Here is a 17044-nt window from a genome sequence, read left to right as displayed (position 1 = left end):
CGCTTTTCAACCACTTTTATAATTTTGCATGGTATTTTGCATTACCGATATCTATACGACGGTAGACTGTTTATCCTTAGGCTAAAACTAATACCACGAGGTTAATTGCTATTGGATTATCACTTTTGGGATATGTTTTTTCAACTTATAATCTTTAAATTTAGTATTTGAAGTTTACTTTAAATGCCTACAAGTAGGCAAGAAAACAATGATTCAGAAATTAGATGCTAACCATCATCTGACTAATATAGATTTATCTCTGCATGAGCTGACTCCAACACAACAGGAAACTTTGCTAGGGGGTTATTGTCAGCTTAGTGAAAGTTATCCAAATGTCAGGATAATCTCTATTAAGAAAGGTGTGAATAAAGTAGAAACAAAAATTAAAGGTGTAGGCTCTGAAAACTACAGTAATAAAGACGTTAATAGCATAGATAATTCCAAAAAACTTTACATCAATGGATTACTAATTGACGACAAAAACTAATGCCGTTGCTTTATAGTGCTTCTAGGTTGTGTGCAATACACTCCTGTAAGGAAAAGGGGCTAGGAACTAGGGGTTAGGAACTAGGTGGTGTATTTTATTTCATTATTATGCAGAATTTCGCTCAGTAATCGCTGCCAAGATAGTTGTAGTGTATTTTCATCCCAATGCCAGCGCAATAAATTAGCGGGTTGATTTGGGGCAATTCCTGGTAAATTAATGGCTTGTCTGGGTGCATTGGTAGCTAAAGCGATCGCATTTTCTACGTCACAAATACCCCACTTTACCAAATTTTGTACTCCCACTAATAAAGGCCAAGTCGTCCCTGATAGAGTGCCATCTGGGAGTCGTGCCGTACCGTTTTTCACTTCTATTTGCCGACTGTCCCAAGGATACACGCCATCGGACAGCCCTAAGGGAGAGAGGGCATCACTCACCAAAAACAGCCCTTTGGTAGCCTTGAGCAAAATTTGCAGCATCATTGGTGAAACATGCTCACCATCAGCAATAAAACCACACATTACACCGGGATGGGTAATTGCTGCCCCTAATAATCCTGGTTCGCGGTGATGTAAGGGAGGCATGGCATTAAAGGCATGAGTTACCATCGTTGCACCGAGTTCAAAGGCTTGTTTGGCTTGGGCAGCTGTTGCTTGAGAATGTCCTAAACTGACGGTGATACCTAAAGAACGCAAATATGGAATAACTTCACCAGTAAGATCTAACTCTGGTGCTAAGGTAATAACTTTGACAATGTGAGCATAATCACCCAAAACTTTTTTGATTTCATCAATTGTTAAAGGTAAAAGATACTCTGCTGGATGTGCGCCACGCTTTTGGTAATTTAAAAATGGGCCTTCTAGATGCACTCCTAAAATTTTTGCACCCGCTTTTTGATCAGGGATAACATCAGCAATTACAGCTAGCGATCGCTGGATATTTTCTACCGATGTTGTCACTAGTGTTGGTAAAAATCCATCTATCCCAGCATCCCATAAAAATTGCGAGATTTTCTCTAAACTATAAGAATTTGTGATTGTTAAATCCGGAAATGCCAAACCTAATGCACCGTTAATTTGTAAATCAACACCACCTAAAGAAATCCAATCGCCAGCAACATTTAATACTTGTAAATCTGATGCTGAAACCCGCTGCAATCCTGTATGCATTGGCAAGATTTGCTCAATTATGCCTTTTTGGTTAACTAAAAGCATCTGCAAATCTTTGTAACCAGGAACTCTAGCATTGATAATATTTATATTTGTCGAAATAACTTGTTGTGTTGCTTGTGTCATCACATTAGCGAGAAGATAAATCAGTATCACCCGATTTTAGATTAATCCAAAATTCTATGACTCCTCTTATCGGTATTATTATGGGCAGCGATTCCGATTTGCCTACCATGAAAGATGCGATCGCAGTTTGTGAAGAGTTTGGGATAAACAACGAAGTGGCGATCGTTTCAGCCCATCGTACACCAGAACGGATGGTGCAATACGCCCAACAAGCCCACCAACGCGGTCTTAAGGTAATTATCGCTGGTGCAGGTGGTGCGGCTCATCTTCCCGGAATGGTAGCATCTTTAACCCCATTGCCTGTCATTGGTGTACCTATAGCCACTCGTAACTTGCAAGGGATTGATTCTTTATACTCAATTGTCCAAATGCCAGCAGGTATCCCAGTGGCAACAGTAGCCATCGGTAATGCCAAAAACGCCGGACTTTTAGCAGTGCAAATTCTCGCCACTCACCAACCAGAACTACTCAAAAAAGTGCAACAATATCGCCAAACCTTATCTGAATCAGTCATCGCCAAACAAGCAAAATTAGAACAACTAGGCTACCAGCAATATTTACAAACTTGAACACTTATTCTTTGTACCTTTGCGCCTTTGCGCCTTTGCGTGAGGCTTCATATCTTCAATCATCCAATATTCGAGTAACAATGTCAGAAATTCAAATTGCTATAGAAAGCGAAGATGCACCAAAAGCCGCCGCAGCTTTACTAGAAATTGAAGGGATATCTGGGAGTTACGAAGTCCCGACACAGCGAGAGGGAACACTCGCAGCCATAGCAACTATTGTAGGAATTGTCGGCGGTACTGCGGCCTTAGCAGAGCAAATCCGCAAATGGTATCAAGAAGCAAAGCAAGCCCATCCTCATAAAGTATTTGACGTGATTATCGTCAATCCTCAGACTCACAGCCGGATTTTTATGGAAGAAGCTACCATAGAGGAAATTACCGAAATCCTCAAATCTCTCGGTTAATAACTGTGCAAACTATCCGCATCCAACTTCGAGAATTTAGACAAAAAACAGTCGATTTACGTTACTGGCTACCACAGCAAAAACACTATGAATCCCGTTCTCTGCAATTGGCAGACATTGCTGATTTATTGAAACGAAGCAAGCGGGAGTACTATAATCTGCTGCCTAATTTATCAGGAATAGGGCAGCAATTATTTTTTTGGTTAGATGGCGATGGTAGATGGCTAAGTCGCGCTATGAATAATTGTCGCGGTGCTGGGCTGGTAGTTGCCATTGATACTACAGAATTAGCTCATTTACCTTGGGAAGTGCTGCATGATGGTGATAATTTTTTAGTAAATCGCGTGAATCCGGTAGTTTTGCCTGTGCGGTGGGTGGAGAGAGACACCGAATCTTTCACCGTAGAACCGCGACAGTTGCGGGTATTGTTTATGGCAACAGATCCTGAAGATGTAGAACCCAAATTAGACTTTGAACAAGAAGAGGCGCAAATTCTGGCAGATACGCGAGATTTGGGTTTAAATTTGCGAGTAGAAGAAAGCGGCTGTGTGACTGAATTGGGGAAAGTGTGGAGTCGCTATATTGATAGTTTTGATGTGTTCCACTTGACGGGACACGCTTCAATTACCCGTGAACCCCCTTACACGCCTTATTTTATTACCGAGACGGAAACGGGGGAACGTCAGGAAACTACCGCCGCAGAGTTGGCGGAAGTCTTGCAATTTCGCTTTCCCAAGTTGGTATTTTTGTCTGGTTGTCGTACCGGGGAAGCCGCTGATAACGGTGCAGTCCCTTCAATGGCTGAGGCGTTGATTGCTCAGGGGGCTAGGGCTGTGTTAGGCTGGGGTCGCTCTGTGGAAGATGGAATAGCTACAGTAGCCGCCGCACATCTCTATGGTAAGTTGGCGGGGGGATATCAATTAGCCGAAGCATTGGCTAGCACCTATCAGTATTTATCTCAACTTCAAGTTAGAGATTGGCACTTGTTGCGGTTGTATGTGCAAGGTGAATATCCTGGTGCATTTGTAGAACCTCTGGGAGATGTGCCACCGCCACTAGTAGAAACGGCCTATGAACAGTTTTTAGATCCCCAGACGCAACAAGTGAGGGTAGCGACAGCAGCCGAGTTTGTAGGGAGACGGCGGTATTTGCAGCGTTGTCTAAAATTTATTCGTAATCATTTAGGTTTGCTAATTCATGGCTTGGGGGGCGTGGGTAAAAGTACCCTCACAGCGCGGCTATTAGAAAGGATGGCTGGCTATGACAGGTTGGTGATTTATCAAGAATTAGATCAAGATAAACTGCGAAAACTGCTAGCTGAACAATGTACATCAGAACAGGGGCAAGAAATTCTCAATGGGAATTTATCCCTGATGCAGCAACTTACTAAGTTTTTCCAGTCAGGTTTAAATAGCAAAGAACAGCGTTTTATCTTAGTTTTGGATGACTTTGAAGCGAACTTAGAATTACGGAATGATGGGGTTTGGGTTTTAAAGCCGCAAGTTGTAGATGTGCTGCTGGCTTTGTTGAAGGCTATTCAAAATTCCCGACTTCCCCACAAGATGATTATTACCTGTCGCTATGATTTTTCACTACCAGAACTAAATCATCGCTTGCATCGAGAAAATTTGGCAGCGTTAAAAAAGGCAGATTTAACCAAAAAATATCGCAGGTTGAATGCTTTTAATGGTGTGTTGACAATTGATGCCCAGTTACAAGAACGCGCCAAGAAAGCAGCAGATGGAAATCCCCGATTGTTGGAATGGTTAGATCTAATTTTGCAAGACACTACTCTGCAAGTTCAAGGAGTAGAAGCGATTTTGCAAAAGATGCAGACGGAAGAAGAAAGATTTCGAGAAAATATCTTGGCCAAAGAATTGCTGGAGTTGCAAAGTCCCGGTTTGCGGAAAATGTTGGGTAAGTTATTGGTGTATGAGTTACCAATTCCCCAAGGGGCAATTTCTCCGATTTGTGGTGATATTTCTGGTTGGGAAGGTTATCTACAACGGGCGGCGAGTTTGGGTTTATTAGAGGAAGTGACGGTGAATGGGGCAGAGATGCTGTATCGTGTTCCCCAGATTTTAGCACCGTTATTAGAGTTTGTAGGTGAGCAATTGTATCCGCAAGCGGCACAAATTTTACATCGTCTGTGGTGTGAGGAGGCGGAAACTTCGACGGAAGGGCAAAGGTTAGAAATTCATCGCTTGGCTTTGTTGGGGAAGGATGAAAGAATTGCGGGGGAAATTAATCAAGCATTAGCACCTGCTTGGAATAAAAAAAACAGATATCGAGAAGTTGTTAATATTTGTCGTTCTACTTTAGATATTGTTGAGGATTATCATATCTTTCACAATCTTGCTAGTGCTGAAGATGAACTTGGCGATATTGAAGACTGTCTTCAGCATTATCAAAAGGCTTTAGATTTATGTCCTTCAGAGGAGGAAAATGAAAAAGCTTCGATTATTCACAACTTGGCAATTGTTCATGCGAAACAGGGAAGAGTAGAACAAGCGATCGCACTTTACAATCAGTCTTTGGATATCGAAAAACGCATTGGTAATATCCAAGGTGAAGCCACGACGTTGCACGGTTTAGCCGTCATCTACGCCCAGCAAGGAGAAGTAGAACAAGCGATCGCATTTTACAATCAGTCTTTGGATATCACTAAACGCATTGGTAATATCCAAGGTGAAGCCACGACGTTGCACGGTTTAGCCGTCATCTACGCCCAGCAAGGAGAAGTAGAACAAGCGATCGCACTTTACAATCAGTCTTTGGATATCACTAAACGCATTGGCGATGTCCAAACTGAAGCCGCGACGTTGCACCAATTAGCAGGAATCTACGCCCAGCAAGGAGATGTAGAACAAGCGATCGCACTTTTTAATCAGTCTTTGGATATCACTCAACGCATTGGTAATGTCCAAGGCAAAGCAATGACTCTGTGGTGCTTAGGAGGTTTGGCAGAACATCAGGGTGAATACACTAAAGCGATATCCTATTTGCAACCAGCTTTAGAGATTTTGCAGCGATTGAAGTCACCGGATGCTGAAAGTGTGAGGGCGAGTCTTGAAAGGGTGAGGGGTAATTCTTGAAGATTTTTGTCTCACGCAGAGGCGCAGAGGCGCAGAGAAAAACGCGAGAGTGTTTTTTAAATAAATGAAAATTGCTGTAATGAGGCTTTGAACTTCATTAATGAGTCTTTAAACTCCATTAATGAGGCTTTGAACTCCATTAATGAACCTCGGAGCTTTGTTAATGAGGCTTTAAACTTCATTAATGAGTCTTTAAACTCCATTAATGAGGCTTTGAACTCCATTAATGAACCTTTGAGCTTCGTGAATGAGTCTTTGAACTCCATTAATGAACCTCAGAGCTTCTTTAATGAACCTTTGAGCTTCGTTGTGAACTTTGTTAATGTAGCAGAATGTTTTTAGAGGATGTTTTAAAAGTGGTCGGCTGTAATTTTAGGCACTTATAGATCCCCCTAAATCCATGCCACTTGCTACAACGGGGGGAACCCCCGCAACGCAGTGGCTCCCCTTAAAAAAGGCTACGGTGTACACACTAGTCTGATAACCTTATTCCGTATCGTTTTGATCCCCCCTAGCCCCCCTTAAAAAAGGGGGAATTAGAATTAAAGTCCCCCTTCTTAAGGGGGATTTAGGGGGATCAACCACATTTTGCACATAGCACAAAGATGTGTGTACGCCGTAGCTTAAAAAGGGGGACTTTAAGAACTTTTTCCCATATTTTCAAGGAGTGTAAAAGGATAAACGCTAAAAACTATGATGAATAACCTCAACAGTAGCAATTTCCATTTACCTTACAATCCAAAGCTTGTAGAAAGAGCAAAAGAACTTCGCAAAAATATGACCCCAGCAGAAAAAAAGCTGTGGTGTGAATATCTGAGTGATTTTCAATTTCGGGTTTTAAGACAAAGACCAATTAATCATTTTATAGTTGATTTCTACTGTCCTACTTTACAAGTAGTTATTGAAATTGATGGGGATAGCCATTTTACAGATGAAGGTCAAGATTATGACATAGAGAGAACACGTATTCTAGAAGGCTATGGTTTAAAGATTATTAGGTTTACAAATAGTCAAGTTTTAAATCAATTTGATAGTGTGTGTGAGCAGATACAGGGTTTAATCCCTCCTAAACCCCCTTTTAAGCGGAAAATTCCTAAAAGTCCCCCTTTTTAAGGGGGATTTAGGGGGATCTAAAACTATTTGATACATCATTAGGGACTTTTCAAACATCCTCTTAGATTAAATCAGGATCTACGCCGAGCGATCGCAATCGTTCTCGTAATAATTGCATTTCTTGCTGTGCTTGCTGAGCTTTTTGTTCTGACTGCTGAGCTTGTTGTTGAGCAAGTTTTTTATCTTCTTCTGGTGTTAAAAACCGTTGTCCTTGTTGGTTATACCAATACATCCATTCTCGTGGTATGCCGAGATAAGTTCCTCGTTCGATGCCAATTCCTAAACCAATCTCTGGTAGCCAAACAGGATTTCCATCATGTAATTCATAAACATTATTAACTAATTTATAAACTTCTAAACGTGGCTTACGGCGACGAAATGGGTTGTAAACTACATAATACAAAATTCCCAATCTTGCATAATCGGCTTTTTTGGTTGAGTATTCACCGCGATATGTCTGAGACACTACCTCCAACACTAATATCGGTAATTTCTTCTCTTCCCAAAGCACATAACTGGGACGGAGGTTTTCATCATAGAATCGCTCTACGCCCAAACTCAAAAACCCATCTGGGACTATCGCTGGTAAATCTGGGTCATAATAAATACCCATATCTACGCCAAAAAACCAATCCATGCGTTCTGGCCAAGCCATTGCCAAAAGCGCTTTGAGTAAACCGGGAATCAAATCTTGTAATTCATTATCCACTGGCGTATCGTCAGAGTCTGGTAGTTCCTCAGATGACGGCAAACAAGCCAATGGATTGTAATTTAGCATGATTGATTTCCCGTTGCTCAGTTATGAGTACATCTTTAATTTTATAAGAGTATCAAAGAAATTTGGACATGGCGAAAATACAGTCAGTGACCAAATTCTGTGACAATGATTAACAGTAAGCCGGAATACTGAATCTAAGTACTCATGAGTCAGAGTTCTCAAAATAGCCCTTTGTCACACAAGCCTGTACCATCAAATTGGTTATACGCTTTCTGGAAGTTCTCTCGCCCACATACGATTATTGGCACTACTTTAAGTGTCTGGGGTTTATATTTAATTGCTATTGCTGTTTCTTCGGCAGGATTTTCTAGCATTCCCCTCAGTAGGGTTTTCGGCGCTTGGATTGCCTGTCTGTGCGGTAATGTTTATATTGTGGGCTTAAATCAATTAGAAGATGTTGATATTGACAAGATTAATAAGCCTCATTTACCTCTAGCATCAGGAGAATTTTCTCGGACGCAAGGACAATTAATTGTCATTTTGACTGGGCTTTTGGCTTTAGTTATAGCATGGTTTACAGGCCCTTTCTTATTCGGCATGGTGGCTATTAGTTTGGCAATTGGTACGGCTTATTCTTTGCCGCCAATTCGCTTAAAGCAGTTCCCGTTTTGGGCAGCCCTTTGTATTTTTTCGGTGCGCGGTACAATTGTCAATTTAGGTTTATTTTTGCATTTTAATTGGGTATTGCAACAAAACTCATCAATTCCGCCTGTGGTGTGGGTTTTAACAGTATTTGTTTTGGTGTTTACCTTTGCGATCGCTATCTTTAAAGATATCCCTGATATGGAAGGCGATCGCTTATACAATATCACTACTTTCACTATCCAACTCGGCCCGCAAGCGGTGTTTAATCTGGCGCTTTGGGTGCTAACTGTTTGCTACCTAGGCATGATTTTGGTTGGCGCTATTCGTTTAGCCTCAGTTAATTCAATATTTCTGGTAATTACTCATTTAATAGTGCTGTGTTGGATGTGGATGCGGAGTTTAGTTGTAGACTTACAAGATAAAAGTGCGATCGCCCAGTTCTATCAATTTATTTGGAAACTCTTTTTCCTAGAATATTTAATGTTCCCTATTGCTTGTTTGTTGGCTTAAAAAAATGTTAGAAAATTTGCAAGTAATTGATATTCTGGCAATATTTGCAGTTATTGTAAGTATTGCCTTTCTTGGTTATTTCGCCTGGAAAACCTTAATCACCTCCAACTTTTTTCAAAAAGGAATTAATCTTTATCAGCAACAAGACTTTCAAGGTGCAGAAGCAGCTTTTCGTAAAGTCATTTCTATTAACTCCACCAATGATGTAGTTCGCTTATTACTAGGAGATGTTTTAATCAAAAAAGGTGAAGTGAAAGAAGCCAAAGAATTATTTGAGGAAGTGATTCGACGCAGTCCCAAAAATCCTGATGCATATTTGCGTTTAGCGAATATTTTAATGCAGGAAAATCAGCAATCAGCAGCCAAAACTAATCTGCAAACAGCTAAAGATTTATTGCAAAAACAACGCCAACCTGAAAGGGCAAACAAAGTTGCTCAACTATTAGATCAAATAAGCGCCAAGTCAACTTAAGCTGAAATACTAGGAACACTTGTATTTCTTCTTCTCTATAGCCTGTTCCCTGTTCCCTGTTCCCTACACCTACAAGTGATTTAGGAATCAAATCGGATTACTATATGACTGAAGCAAAGGGCAAAGTTTACCTCGTCGGCGCTGGCCCTGGAGATGTAGCATATCTGACGGTTAAAGCTTATCATCTCTTGGGTCAAGCTCAGGTATTAGTCTATGATGCTCTAGTAGATGACCAATTGTTAGATTGTGTACCCCTTGATTGTCTCAAGATAGATGTAGGCAAACGTGGTGGTAAACCGAGTACACCACAAGCTGAAATTAATCAGTTACTGGTCAAATACTGCCAGGAAAATCAACAAGTTGTCAGACTGAAATCGGGTGATCCGTTTATTTTTGGGCGTTGTACTGCCGAAATTGAAGCTTTGCAAAAATCGGATTGTGAATTTGAAGTAGTCCCAGGCATCTCCTCAGCCCTTGCAGCCCCTTTGCTGGCGGGGATTCCCTTGACAGATACCGTCTTGAGTCGTTGTTTTGCCGTGTTGACAGCCCATGAACCGGAAGCTTTAGACTGGGAAGCTTTATCTCGGTTAGAGACACTAGTAATATTGATGGGCGGACGACATTTGCCAGAGATTGTACATCAATTAGTTCGACATGGGCGATCGCGCTTAACGCCCATTGCGATCATCCGCTGGGCAGGCACTCCTCATCAACAAATTTGGACAGCCCAACTGGGTGATATTTTAGAACAAACCGCTGGCTTATCTCTTTCGCCAGTAGTCATCGTGATTGGCGAGGTTGTGGGGCTTCGTAATTACTTACAACCTAAGAAAATAGTTAAAATTCCCAGTCTTGAAATTATGTCAAGCAACCACTCTCCATCTTCTCAGTTTCCCCTTGCTAATAAAACAATCCTAGTGACACGTTCGCTTGGACAGTCGAATCAATTTAGCGATCGCCTGACTGCCTTAGGTGCTAAAGTCATTGAAATGCCTACTTTAGAAATTACCGCACCTTCAAGTTGGGCAGATTTAGATCAGGCGATCGCTAACTTATTAGATTTTCACTGGTTAATTCTCACTTCTGTCAATGGCGTAGACTACTTTTTTGCCAGGCTAAATGCCCAAGGTAAAGATATCCGTGCTTTAGCTGGTGTAAAAATAGCCGTTGTTGGGGAGAAAACAGCCCAAAGTCTCAAACAACGCTACATCCAACCTGATTTTATTCCACCTGAGTTTGTTGCCGATTCTTTATTGGCAAGTTTTCCTGAAGAATTATCTGGGAAAAAAGTTTTATTTCCTAGAGTCGAAAGCGGTGGTAGAGAAATTTTAGTTAAAGAATTAACTGCTAAAGGTGCAGAAGTAATAGAAGTTGCGGCATATCAATCTTGCTGTCCTAGTAGTATTCCAGATTCAGCAAAGTTAGCTCTGCAAAATCATACAGTAGATATCATTACTTTTGCCAGTTCTAAAACTGTACAATTTTTCTATCAACTCGCACAAAGGATATTTCCTCAAAAAGCTGTGGCTAATGAGTTAGAAAGCGTTTGTATTGCTTCTATCGGCCCACAAACCTCAAAAACTTGTCGTGCTTTATTCGGACGCGTAGATGTAGAAGCAGAAGAATATACTTTAGATGGATTAACCCAAGCATTAATTCGTAATTCGTACCTCGACTTCGCTCGGCAACCTAATTCGTAATTCGTAATTGAGATATACGGCTGTTCCCTGTTCCCTCTTCCCTGCTATACACATGAAACGCATTATCGGCTTAACTGGAGGTATTGCTACAGGTAAAACTACTGTCGCCAATTATTTGGCTAGTGCTTACAATCTGCCAATATTGGATGCTGATATTTATGCTAGAGATGCAGTAACTATAGGTTCGCCTATTCTTGATGCGATCGCCCAACGTTACGGCAAACAAATTTTACTTGCAGATGGTAGCCTCAACCGTCAAAAGTTAGGTGAAATTATTTTTGAAAGTCAAGATGAACGCAACAAGATAGAGGAGTTGATTCATCCTTATGTAGGCGATCGTTTTCAAGAGGCGATCGCCCAATCTCCTACACAAATAATAGTGTTAGTAATCCCTTTGCTGTTTGAAGTCAAGATGACTGATTTAGTTACAGAAATTTGGGTTGTGTATTGCTCAAAGTTACAACAACTGCAAAGATTGATACAGCGAAATCATCTTAGCCAAGAACAGGCACAAGCCCGCATCAATAGTCAATTATCTCTTGCAGAAAAAGCATCTCGTGCTGATGTTGTGTTAGACAACTCCTCTACTCTAGAAATACTGTTAAAGCAGGTAGATATTGCTTTAAAAGTTAAAAGTATAAATTAAAGCTAGTTCCTCTTTAAAAATTCACATTTATGACATTATATATACATATATAAAGCACGTATGGATGTAGCAAAGATGCTAAATTAAAACTATGAAGGTATGATTATTTAAATAATTTTTTTTATAAACTAGTACTTCTACTGGAGATAAGTAGACCGTTTTTATTATAAAATGTGCAATAATTTCATCTTTTACAGCGTCAAAGATTCTACCAAACGCTGAATATTGTCTTAATTAAGTATAAGTGATGAGTAAAATATCGTTACTTAACTTTCATTATGTATGAAAGCAACTAATTTGCATTTTAGTTAATTATCTTAAAATTACTTTGTCAGCATGTCCCAAGATAACTAGTTTAATTTGCTAATTTATTAATAATCAGGTGGTGTACTGTCTTCATGATTTAGCAATCATTTGGTTTTTATTTTATTAAATACATATTTATCTGTAGTTAACTGTTTCTCTTACTATCTACAGGTTTGATTATTTTATAAATTAAAATTCATGACTTGATATTGGAAAATTCACTTATGTCTTTTATTAAAATAGGAATTAACTTAAGTTCTAATTTCATCAACTCTTTACCATTGCTGTTCTCTCCAGTAAAGAGATTAAGCAAAAAGCGTAAAATCCACGATTACAGTCACTTAGTTTGGGGAAAAGATTACGTATTTGAATCACTTAATGACGGAACAGAAGCACAAATGACTGGAATGGGTAAAGGTATAAAACCGCGTGACTACATTATTTTGCAACGCGGTTTTGAAACTTATCGATATCGAGTTGAGCAAATCGATTATTACTCTGACCCCTCAGATATGTGGATGGCCTTACTAAAGCGCGAATCAATTTAGTTAAATTTCTCCACCAACTACAACATCTCTAATTCGCAAACTGGGGCCACCACAACCAACAGATAAACCATTTTGTCCACCTTTACCGCAACCGCCAGACTCATCCCAGTAAAAGTCATTGCCAATTGCTTCAATATCAGCGAGGGTTTGAAAAACATTACCCGAAAGTGTGACATCCTTAACCGATTCAGCGATTTTACCGTTTCTAATCATCCACGCTTCCCCAGCGCTGAAAGTAAACATTTCGCCATTGGTCATACCACCAAGCCAGTTACGAGCATACACTCCTTCTTTAATACCAGTAAATAAATCTGCAACTGGTGTTTTACCTCGTTCTATCCAAGTATTTGTCATCCGCACAATTGGGCTGAAGTGATAATTAAGACAGCGGGCATTACCTGTAGGTGCTTCTTCCAATTTGCCAGCAGTTTCACGGGAATGTAAACGTCCCACCAAAACCCCATCTTTAATTAGTTGCGTAGTAGTTGCGGGTGTCCCTTCATCATCATAAAAATAGCTGCCGCGATGTCCCTCTGGGGCAGCACCATCAAAAATTTGTAGTTCTTTGGGGCCAAATCGCCGGCCGATGGTCATAACTTCTAGTAAATCTGGGTTTTCGTAAGCCATATCAGCTTCAGAAAGATGTCCAAAGGCTTCGTGAACAAACAAACCAGTTAAAATTGGGTCAATAACCACAGTGTAAGTATTGCCCTTCACCGATGGTAGAGATAAAGCTGCAACAGCCCTTTGGGCAGCACCTTTGACTTGTTCATCCAAATCGGTTAAATCTTCATAAGCTTTACGAGAACCTGTGGTTTCTCTGCCAGTTTGCACAGTTTCGCCGTTTCTGGCGGTAGCAGCAAAGCGCATTTCCATATCCACCCAAGATTGCTCAATCAAAGTACCTTCTGAGGTGGCGAGGATAACTTTTTGGTTACTGTCACCGTAACGTACTGAAGTAGTAGTGATGCGATGGTCAACGCTTTTCAATAAATCAGTATAGCGATCGCACAATTCTTTTTTCTGGGCTAGGCTAATCTGACGGGGGTTTGTACCCGTTAAAGGTAGTTGACAAATTGCTTGTATGGGATCAATAGGAGCAAGTAAAGTTTCTTCATCACCAACCATCTGTGCAGCTGCGATCGCTTCTTCAATTCGTTCTTTAATAGTAGAAAGCTGGTTAAAACTGCTCAAACCCCAACCGCCTTTATGACAAGCGCGAATATGTCCACCAATGGAGATGCCTTCGCTGAGGGTTTCTACCTTGTCACCGCGCAACAAGATATCAGTCCCTTCTGCTTCTTCCAAACGAATCATCAAATAATCTACATGGGATGAGTAGCGGCTAATTAGGTCAGAAAGTAAATTTTGTGCGTCAGCAATTGTAGTCGGCATTTGTTGGTAGCACCACGACGAACTGCTTTCATTGTGCAATTATTCGGGCAACGTCGGCTACTAACTAACACTCTTAATCTCTTCTTAGCGCCTTTGCGCCTTTGCGTGAGGCAATCTTACTAGAGATGAATTTACCCCACGCAGAGGCGCGGAGAGTGAGAGTTTAAAGTCAACTACAATAATAACTACACAAATTTGCTTAATTATTATAGTTATGCGCGATCGCGTTTCGTTAGAGACTGTATCTGTAAGTCTGCCTTTTGGCATTGGTTCGATGTCTTGGAAAGTAGACACCACACAAAAGAAGGCGGCTTGGTCGTTGTATGTAGAATTGGTGACGCGAATTGCTGTGCAACCATTGGCACTTGACCAAGGTTTAGTACGAGAAGCGATGAACTCTCTTTATAGTTTATTTGGCACTACCCGCGAAGTTCTCAAAGCAGCTGGGCCGGATGTGGGGGCTTCTCGTGATTCTGTCGGGGGAATTGCGATCGCGGTGTTGAATAATGGGTTAAGACCGTTTTTGTCAAAGTGGCATCCGTTATTGCAAGCGTGGGAAGCTAGGCGACCTGTGGGGGTGAGTCCCAAGGAACACGAGCAGGGGTGGTCTGAGGAGGCGACGGCGCGGCGAGAGTTAGAGGCTTTGCGGGTGGGTTTAAAAGAGTATGCTCATGCGTTGGCGACTATTGCGGGTGTGGAGGAGTAATAGATGGTCAAGGATGTTTTCCTCTGCCACAACAGCAAAGAAAAAGCAGAGGTAGAAAAAATTAGAGAGCATCTGTTAAAAGAAGGAATAGATGCTTGGTTAGATAAGTACGACTTTGAGCCATTTCGACGTTGGCAAGACCAACTTGAAGAAATAATTCCTCAAGTCAAAGCTGTAGCTGTATTTATCGGTTCTTCGGGTGTAGGGCCGTGGGCAGATATCGAAATGAAAGAGTTTCTTGTTGAGTTTGCGAAAAATCATCAGCTTCGCATAGGCTTAGTTATTCTTCCTGGATGCCCTGATAAACTTATAAATACAGTTCCGAGATTTTTAAAAGGCTTTCATTGGGTAGATTTTCGGCTACAAAATCCCGATCCAATGGAACAGTTGATTTGGGGTATTACTGGACAAAAGCCAAAAACACAACCCATCAGTTTATCTCAATCGCCTCAAAAACCTTCAGACAGAAGACAATTTTTGAAATGGGTGGGTTGGGGAATTTTAGGCTTAGTAACGTCAGTCGTGGGTGGAGGGATTTGGAGCCAACAACAAGATCAGCCTGTTGTAACAAATAATGACCCTACAAAGACTGAACCATCTCAGACTGCAACACCACAAACAAATCCTACTAACAGCATCCCTCCAACGGAGCAGCAGGGCAAACCCAACACACTTGATTCAGACAAAGGCATAGACTACACCAGACTACGCGTCCTACTAGCAGCAAATAACTGGAGAGAAGCCGATATAGAAACCTATCGGGTGATGCTTCAGGTTGTAGGTAAAAAAAATAGCGACTACTTGACCTCAGACGAACTCTTAAATTTTCCTTGTACTGACTTACGGACAATTGACCAACTGTGGGTAAATTACAGCTATGGATATTTTGGCTTCAGCGTCCAAAAAAAAATTTACTTGAGCGTTGGCGGTAAAGCTGATGGCAACTATTATCAAGAAGCCTGGGAGAAGTTTGGCGAGAGCGTAGGTTGGACAGTGAAAGTAGGATATTCTGAGGTTAAAGACGAGCCAAATCAATTTCCGTCTGAGAATAGAGGACACTTCCCGTTTGCGAATAGGAAAGGTCTTCTGAATCTCTTCTCTCGCATCGAGACTTGTAAAGTTTAAAATCTAAGGTTTTCAGACATTTATAAAGATTTATTACAAGCCTCTTATGCACGGTAGAATCAACATTTCAGAATTTCGATACCTGGCACTGCGGGGTTATAACAGTTTGCCAGAATAAATTTTTCTGCTACTTCATGCACCTCCGTATCTTCAGTTACTCTTTGTTTATCCCAAGGTAAACTCATCTGTCCCGGTGACTTTTTTGATTTAGCATCCTTCTTCATTGAGGGCAAAAACCGACTTCCCCAGAGGTTTCTTTTCTCTGGCTTTGCTTGCGGTCGATATTTCTTACAAAACTGGCGATATTTAGCTGCACATTCTTCTAAAGTTCTCCCCAACAGCAAAAACGCGGGATGCCATTGAGTGATATCATGTCCGTTCAAATAACCGTCATTGCGACCGAAGGGAAGCAATCCCAAAAACCTTGCGATTGCGTCGTTTCACTTCGTTCCACTCGCAATGACATATTAAGGGTGATTTGCCGGACATCATATGATACCATCATTACTCAAACGGTCATGAGTGCCATAATTGCTAAAGTCGTAGAAATAACCCTGCTGTATTCTTGCTGCTTTTGGGTTAGCGTGGATATATCGCAGAGTGTTTAAGAGGGTGTTTGAAAAGTCTTTAATGATGTATCAAATCAGTTTAGATCCCCCTAAATCCCCCTTAAAAAGGGGGACTTTGATATGTTATCGTTCCCTTTTTAAGCTATGGTGTACACACATCTTTGCGCTGGTACAAAATGTGGGATTTTAATTCTTGTTCCCCCCTTTTTTAAGGAGGGTTAGGGGGGATCTAAACACTGTTAGACAACTTGATAAAACTTATATCTAACCGTAACTTTTAATAAAGAGACTTTAATTTTATTTCACAAATTATCGATGAGTTTAAAAGCATAAACCTTATAAAATATGACAAACAACCTTAACAGTAGCGATTTCCATTTACCTTATAATCCAAAGCTTGTAGAAAGAGCAAAAGAACTTCGTAAAAACATGACTCCAGCAGAAAAAAAGCTGTGGTCTGAGTATCTGAAGAATTTTCAGTTTCGGGTTTTAAGGCAACGGCCAATTCATCATTTTATAGTTGATTTTTACTGTCCGACTTTACAAGTGGTGATTGAAGTTGATGGAGATAGCCATTTTACAGATGAAGGTCAAGACTACGATATAGAGAGAACAAAAATTCTAGAAGGATATGGTTTAAAGATTATTAGGTTTACAAATAGTCAACTTTTAAATCAGTTTGATAGTGTATGTATGCATATACAGAGTTTAATCATCTCTAAACCCTAAATCTTATGTTTACGG

Annotated in this window: 17 protein-coding genes; 13 read left to right on the top strand and 4 right to left on the bottom strand. The window is 40.7% G+C overall.

Translation table 11 applies throughout. The annotated features are described in order from the left end of the window. Positions 1-208 precede the first annotated feature (208 nt). Complete coding sequence (locus QI031_RS22300; protein WP_281481806.1) at positions 209-487, top strand: hypothetical protein; 279 nt, start codon at positions 209-211, stop codon at positions 485-487. Positions 488-567: 80 nt separating this feature from the next. On the opposite strand, the gene nagA is transcribed toward QI031_RS22300, so the two are convergent. Further along, positions 568-1779 (bottom strand): N-acetylglucosamine-6-phosphate deacetylase, encoded by a 1212-nt coding sequence (gene nagA, locus QI031_RS22295; RefSeq protein ID WP_281481805.1) that lies wholly within the window; start codon positions 1777-1779, stop codon positions 568-570. 56 nt (positions 1780-1835) lie between these two features. On the opposite strand from nagA, the gene purE reads away from it, so the two are divergent. From purE to QI031_RS22275, 4 genes are all read left to right on the top strand, one after another. After that, positions 1836-2348 (top strand): 5-(carboxyamino)imidazole ribonucleotide mutase, encoded by a 513-nt coding sequence (purE, locus tag QI031_RS22290; RefSeq protein ID WP_281481804.1) that lies wholly within the window; start codon positions 1836-1838, stop codon positions 2346-2348. Between the two features lie 80 nt (positions 2349-2428). Beyond that, positions 2429-2752 (top strand): hypothetical protein, encoded by a 324-nt coding sequence (locus QI031_RS22285; RefSeq protein WP_281481803.1) that lies wholly within the window; start codon positions 2429-2431, stop codon positions 2750-2752. 5 nt (positions 2753-2757) lie between these two features. Further along, the gene (locus QI031_RS22280) at positions 2758-5847 is read left to right on the top strand and encodes a tetratricopeptide repeat protein (RefSeq protein ID WP_281481802.1); all 3090 of its coding nucleotides are present in this window, start codon (positions 2758-2760) and stop codon (positions 5845-5847) included. A gap of 693 nt (positions 5848-6540) precedes the next feature. After that, positions 6541-6960, top strand: a complete 420-nt coding sequence (locus QI031_RS22275; RefSeq protein WP_281481801.1) for an endonuclease domain-containing protein — start codon at positions 6541-6543, stop codon at positions 6958-6960. Between the two features lie 61 nt (positions 6961-7021). Here QI031_RS22275 and QI031_RS22270 read toward each other — a convergent pair whose 3' ends face one another. Continuing rightward, entirely contained in the window at positions 7022-7738 is a 717-nt protein-coding gene (locus QI031_RS22270; RefSeq protein ID WP_281481800.1) for a Uma2 family endonuclease, read from the bottom strand. Positions 7739-7882: 144 nt separating this feature from the next. On the opposite strand from QI031_RS22270, the gene QI031_RS22265 reads away from it, so the two are divergent. The 5 genes from QI031_RS22265 to QI031_RS22245 all read left to right on the top strand — a co-directional run bounded on the left by QI031_RS22265 (position 7883) and on the right by QI031_RS22245 (position 12505). After that, positions 7883-8833 carry a homogentisate phytyltransferase gene (locus QI031_RS22265; protein WP_281481799.1) on the top strand — a complete coding sequence of 317 codons (951 nt, stop codon included), beginning with the start codon at positions 7883-7885 and terminating at the stop codon, positions 8831-8833. A gap of 4 nt (positions 8834-8837) precedes the next feature. Next, positions 8838-9305, top strand: a complete 468-nt coding sequence (locus QI031_RS22260; protein WP_281481798.1) for a tetratricopeptide repeat protein — start codon at positions 8838-8840, stop codon at positions 9303-9305. A 104-nt stretch (positions 9306-9409) separates the two neighbouring features. Then, a complete protein-coding gene (gene cobA / locus QI031_RS22255; protein WP_281481797.1) occupies positions 9410-11005 on the top strand; it encodes a uroporphyrinogen-III C-methyltransferase in 1596 nt (531 codons plus the stop codon). A 52-nt stretch (positions 11006-11057) separates the two neighbouring features. Then, entirely contained in the window at positions 11058-11651 is a 594-nt protein-coding gene (gene coaE, locus QI031_RS22250; RefSeq protein ID WP_281481796.1) for a dephospho-CoA kinase, read from the top strand. Positions 11652-12181: 530 nt separating this feature from the next. Further along, a complete protein-coding gene (locus tag QI031_RS22245; protein WP_281481795.1) occupies positions 12182-12505 on the top strand; it encodes a hypothetical protein in 324 nt (107 codons plus the stop codon). Here QI031_RS22245 and QI031_RS22240 read toward each other — a convergent pair whose 3' ends face one another. Further along, positions 12506-13900, bottom strand: a complete 1395-nt coding sequence (locus tag QI031_RS22240; protein WP_281481794.1) for a TldD/PmbA family protein — start codon at positions 13898-13900, stop codon at positions 12506-12508. 214 nt (positions 13901-14114) lie between these two features. Between QI031_RS22240 and QI031_RS22235 the strand changes: the two genes are divergently transcribed. Next, positions 14115-14606, top strand: a complete 492-nt coding sequence (locus QI031_RS22235; protein ID WP_281481793.1) for a hypothetical protein — start codon at positions 14115-14117, stop codon at positions 14604-14606. A 3-nt stretch (positions 14607-14609) separates the two neighbouring features. Then, entirely contained in the window at positions 14610-15731 is a 1122-nt protein-coding gene (locus tag QI031_RS22230; protein WP_281481792.1) for a GUN4 domain-containing protein, read from the top strand. Between the two features lie 59 nt (positions 15732-15790). On the opposite strand, the gene QI031_RS22225 is transcribed toward QI031_RS22230, so the two are convergent. Beyond that, positions 15791-16150, bottom strand: a complete 360-nt coding sequence (locus QI031_RS22225; RefSeq protein ID WP_281481791.1) for a hypothetical protein — start codon at positions 16148-16150, stop codon at positions 15791-15793. A gap of 495 nt (positions 16151-16645) precedes the next feature. Between QI031_RS22225 and QI031_RS22220 the strand changes: the two genes are divergently transcribed. Continuing rightward, a complete protein-coding gene (locus QI031_RS22220; RefSeq protein ID WP_281481790.1) occupies positions 16646-17029 on the top strand; it encodes an endonuclease domain-containing protein in 384 nt (127 codons plus the stop codon). Positions 17030-17044 lie beyond the last annotated feature (15 nt).

It is taken from the genome of Halotia branconii CENA392 (assembly GCF_029953635.1).
Lineage (GTDB): Bacteria > Cyanobacteriota > Cyanobacteriia > Cyanobacteriales > Nostocaceae > Halotia > Halotia branconii.
This window is presented reverse-complemented; position numbering and strand designations above follow the sequence as displayed.

Bases quoted from the DNA above. Each gene is read 5' to 3' on its own strand.
- QI031_RS22245 (WP_281481795.1), top strand. From the start codon at position 12,182: ATGTCTTTTATTAAAATAGGAATTAACTTAAGTTCTAATTTCATCAAC.
- QI031_RS22285 (WP_281481803.1), top strand. From the start codon at position 2,429: ATGTCAGAAATTCAAATTGCTATAGAAAGCGAAGATGCACCAAAAGCC.
- QI031_RS22235 (WP_281481793.1), top strand. From the start codon at position 14,115: ATGCGCGATCGCGTTTCGTTAGAGACTGTATCTGTAAGTCTGCCTTTT.
- QI031_RS22270 (WP_281481800.1), bottom strand. From the start codon at position 7,738: ATGCTAAATTACAATCCATTGGCTTGTTTGCCGTCATCTGAGGAACTA.
- purE (WP_281481804.1), top strand. From the start codon at position 1,836: ATGACTCCTCTTATCGGTATTATTATGGGCAGCGATTCCGATTTGCCT.
- QI031_RS22240 (WP_281481794.1), bottom strand. From the start codon at position 13,900: ATGCCGACTACAATTGCTGACGCACAAAATTTACTTTCTGACCTAATT.
- cobA (WP_281481797.1), top strand. From the start codon at position 9,410: ATGACTGAAGCAAAGGGCAAAGTTTACCTCGTCGGCGCTGGCCCTGGA.
- coaE (WP_281481796.1), top strand. From the start codon at position 11,058: ATGAAACGCATTATCGGCTTAACTGGAGGTATTGCTACAGGTAAAACT.
- QI031_RS22260 (WP_281481798.1), top strand. From the start codon at position 8,838: ATGTTAGAAAATTTGCAAGTAATTGATATTCTGGCAATATTTGCAGTT.
- nagA (WP_281481805.1), bottom strand. From the start codon at position 1,779: ATGACACAAGCAACACAACAAGTTATTTCGACAAATATAAATATTATC.
- QI031_RS22265 (WP_281481799.1), top strand. From the start codon at position 7,883: ATGAGTCAGAGTTCTCAAAATAGCCCTTTGTCACACAAGCCTGTACCA.
- QI031_RS22275 (WP_281481801.1), top strand. From the start codon at position 6,541: ATGATGAATAACCTCAACAGTAGCAATTTCCATTTACCTTACAATCCA.
- QI031_RS22230 (WP_281481792.1), top strand. From the start codon at position 14,610: ATGGTCAAGGATGTTTTCCTCTGCCACAACAGCAAAGAAAAAGCAGAG.
- QI031_RS22300 (WP_281481806.1), top strand. From the start codon at position 209: ATGATTCAGAAATTAGATGCTAACCATCATCTGACTAATATAGATTTA.
- QI031_RS22220 (WP_281481790.1), top strand. From the start codon at position 16,646: ATGACAAACAACCTTAACAGTAGCGATTTCCATTTACCTTATAATCCA.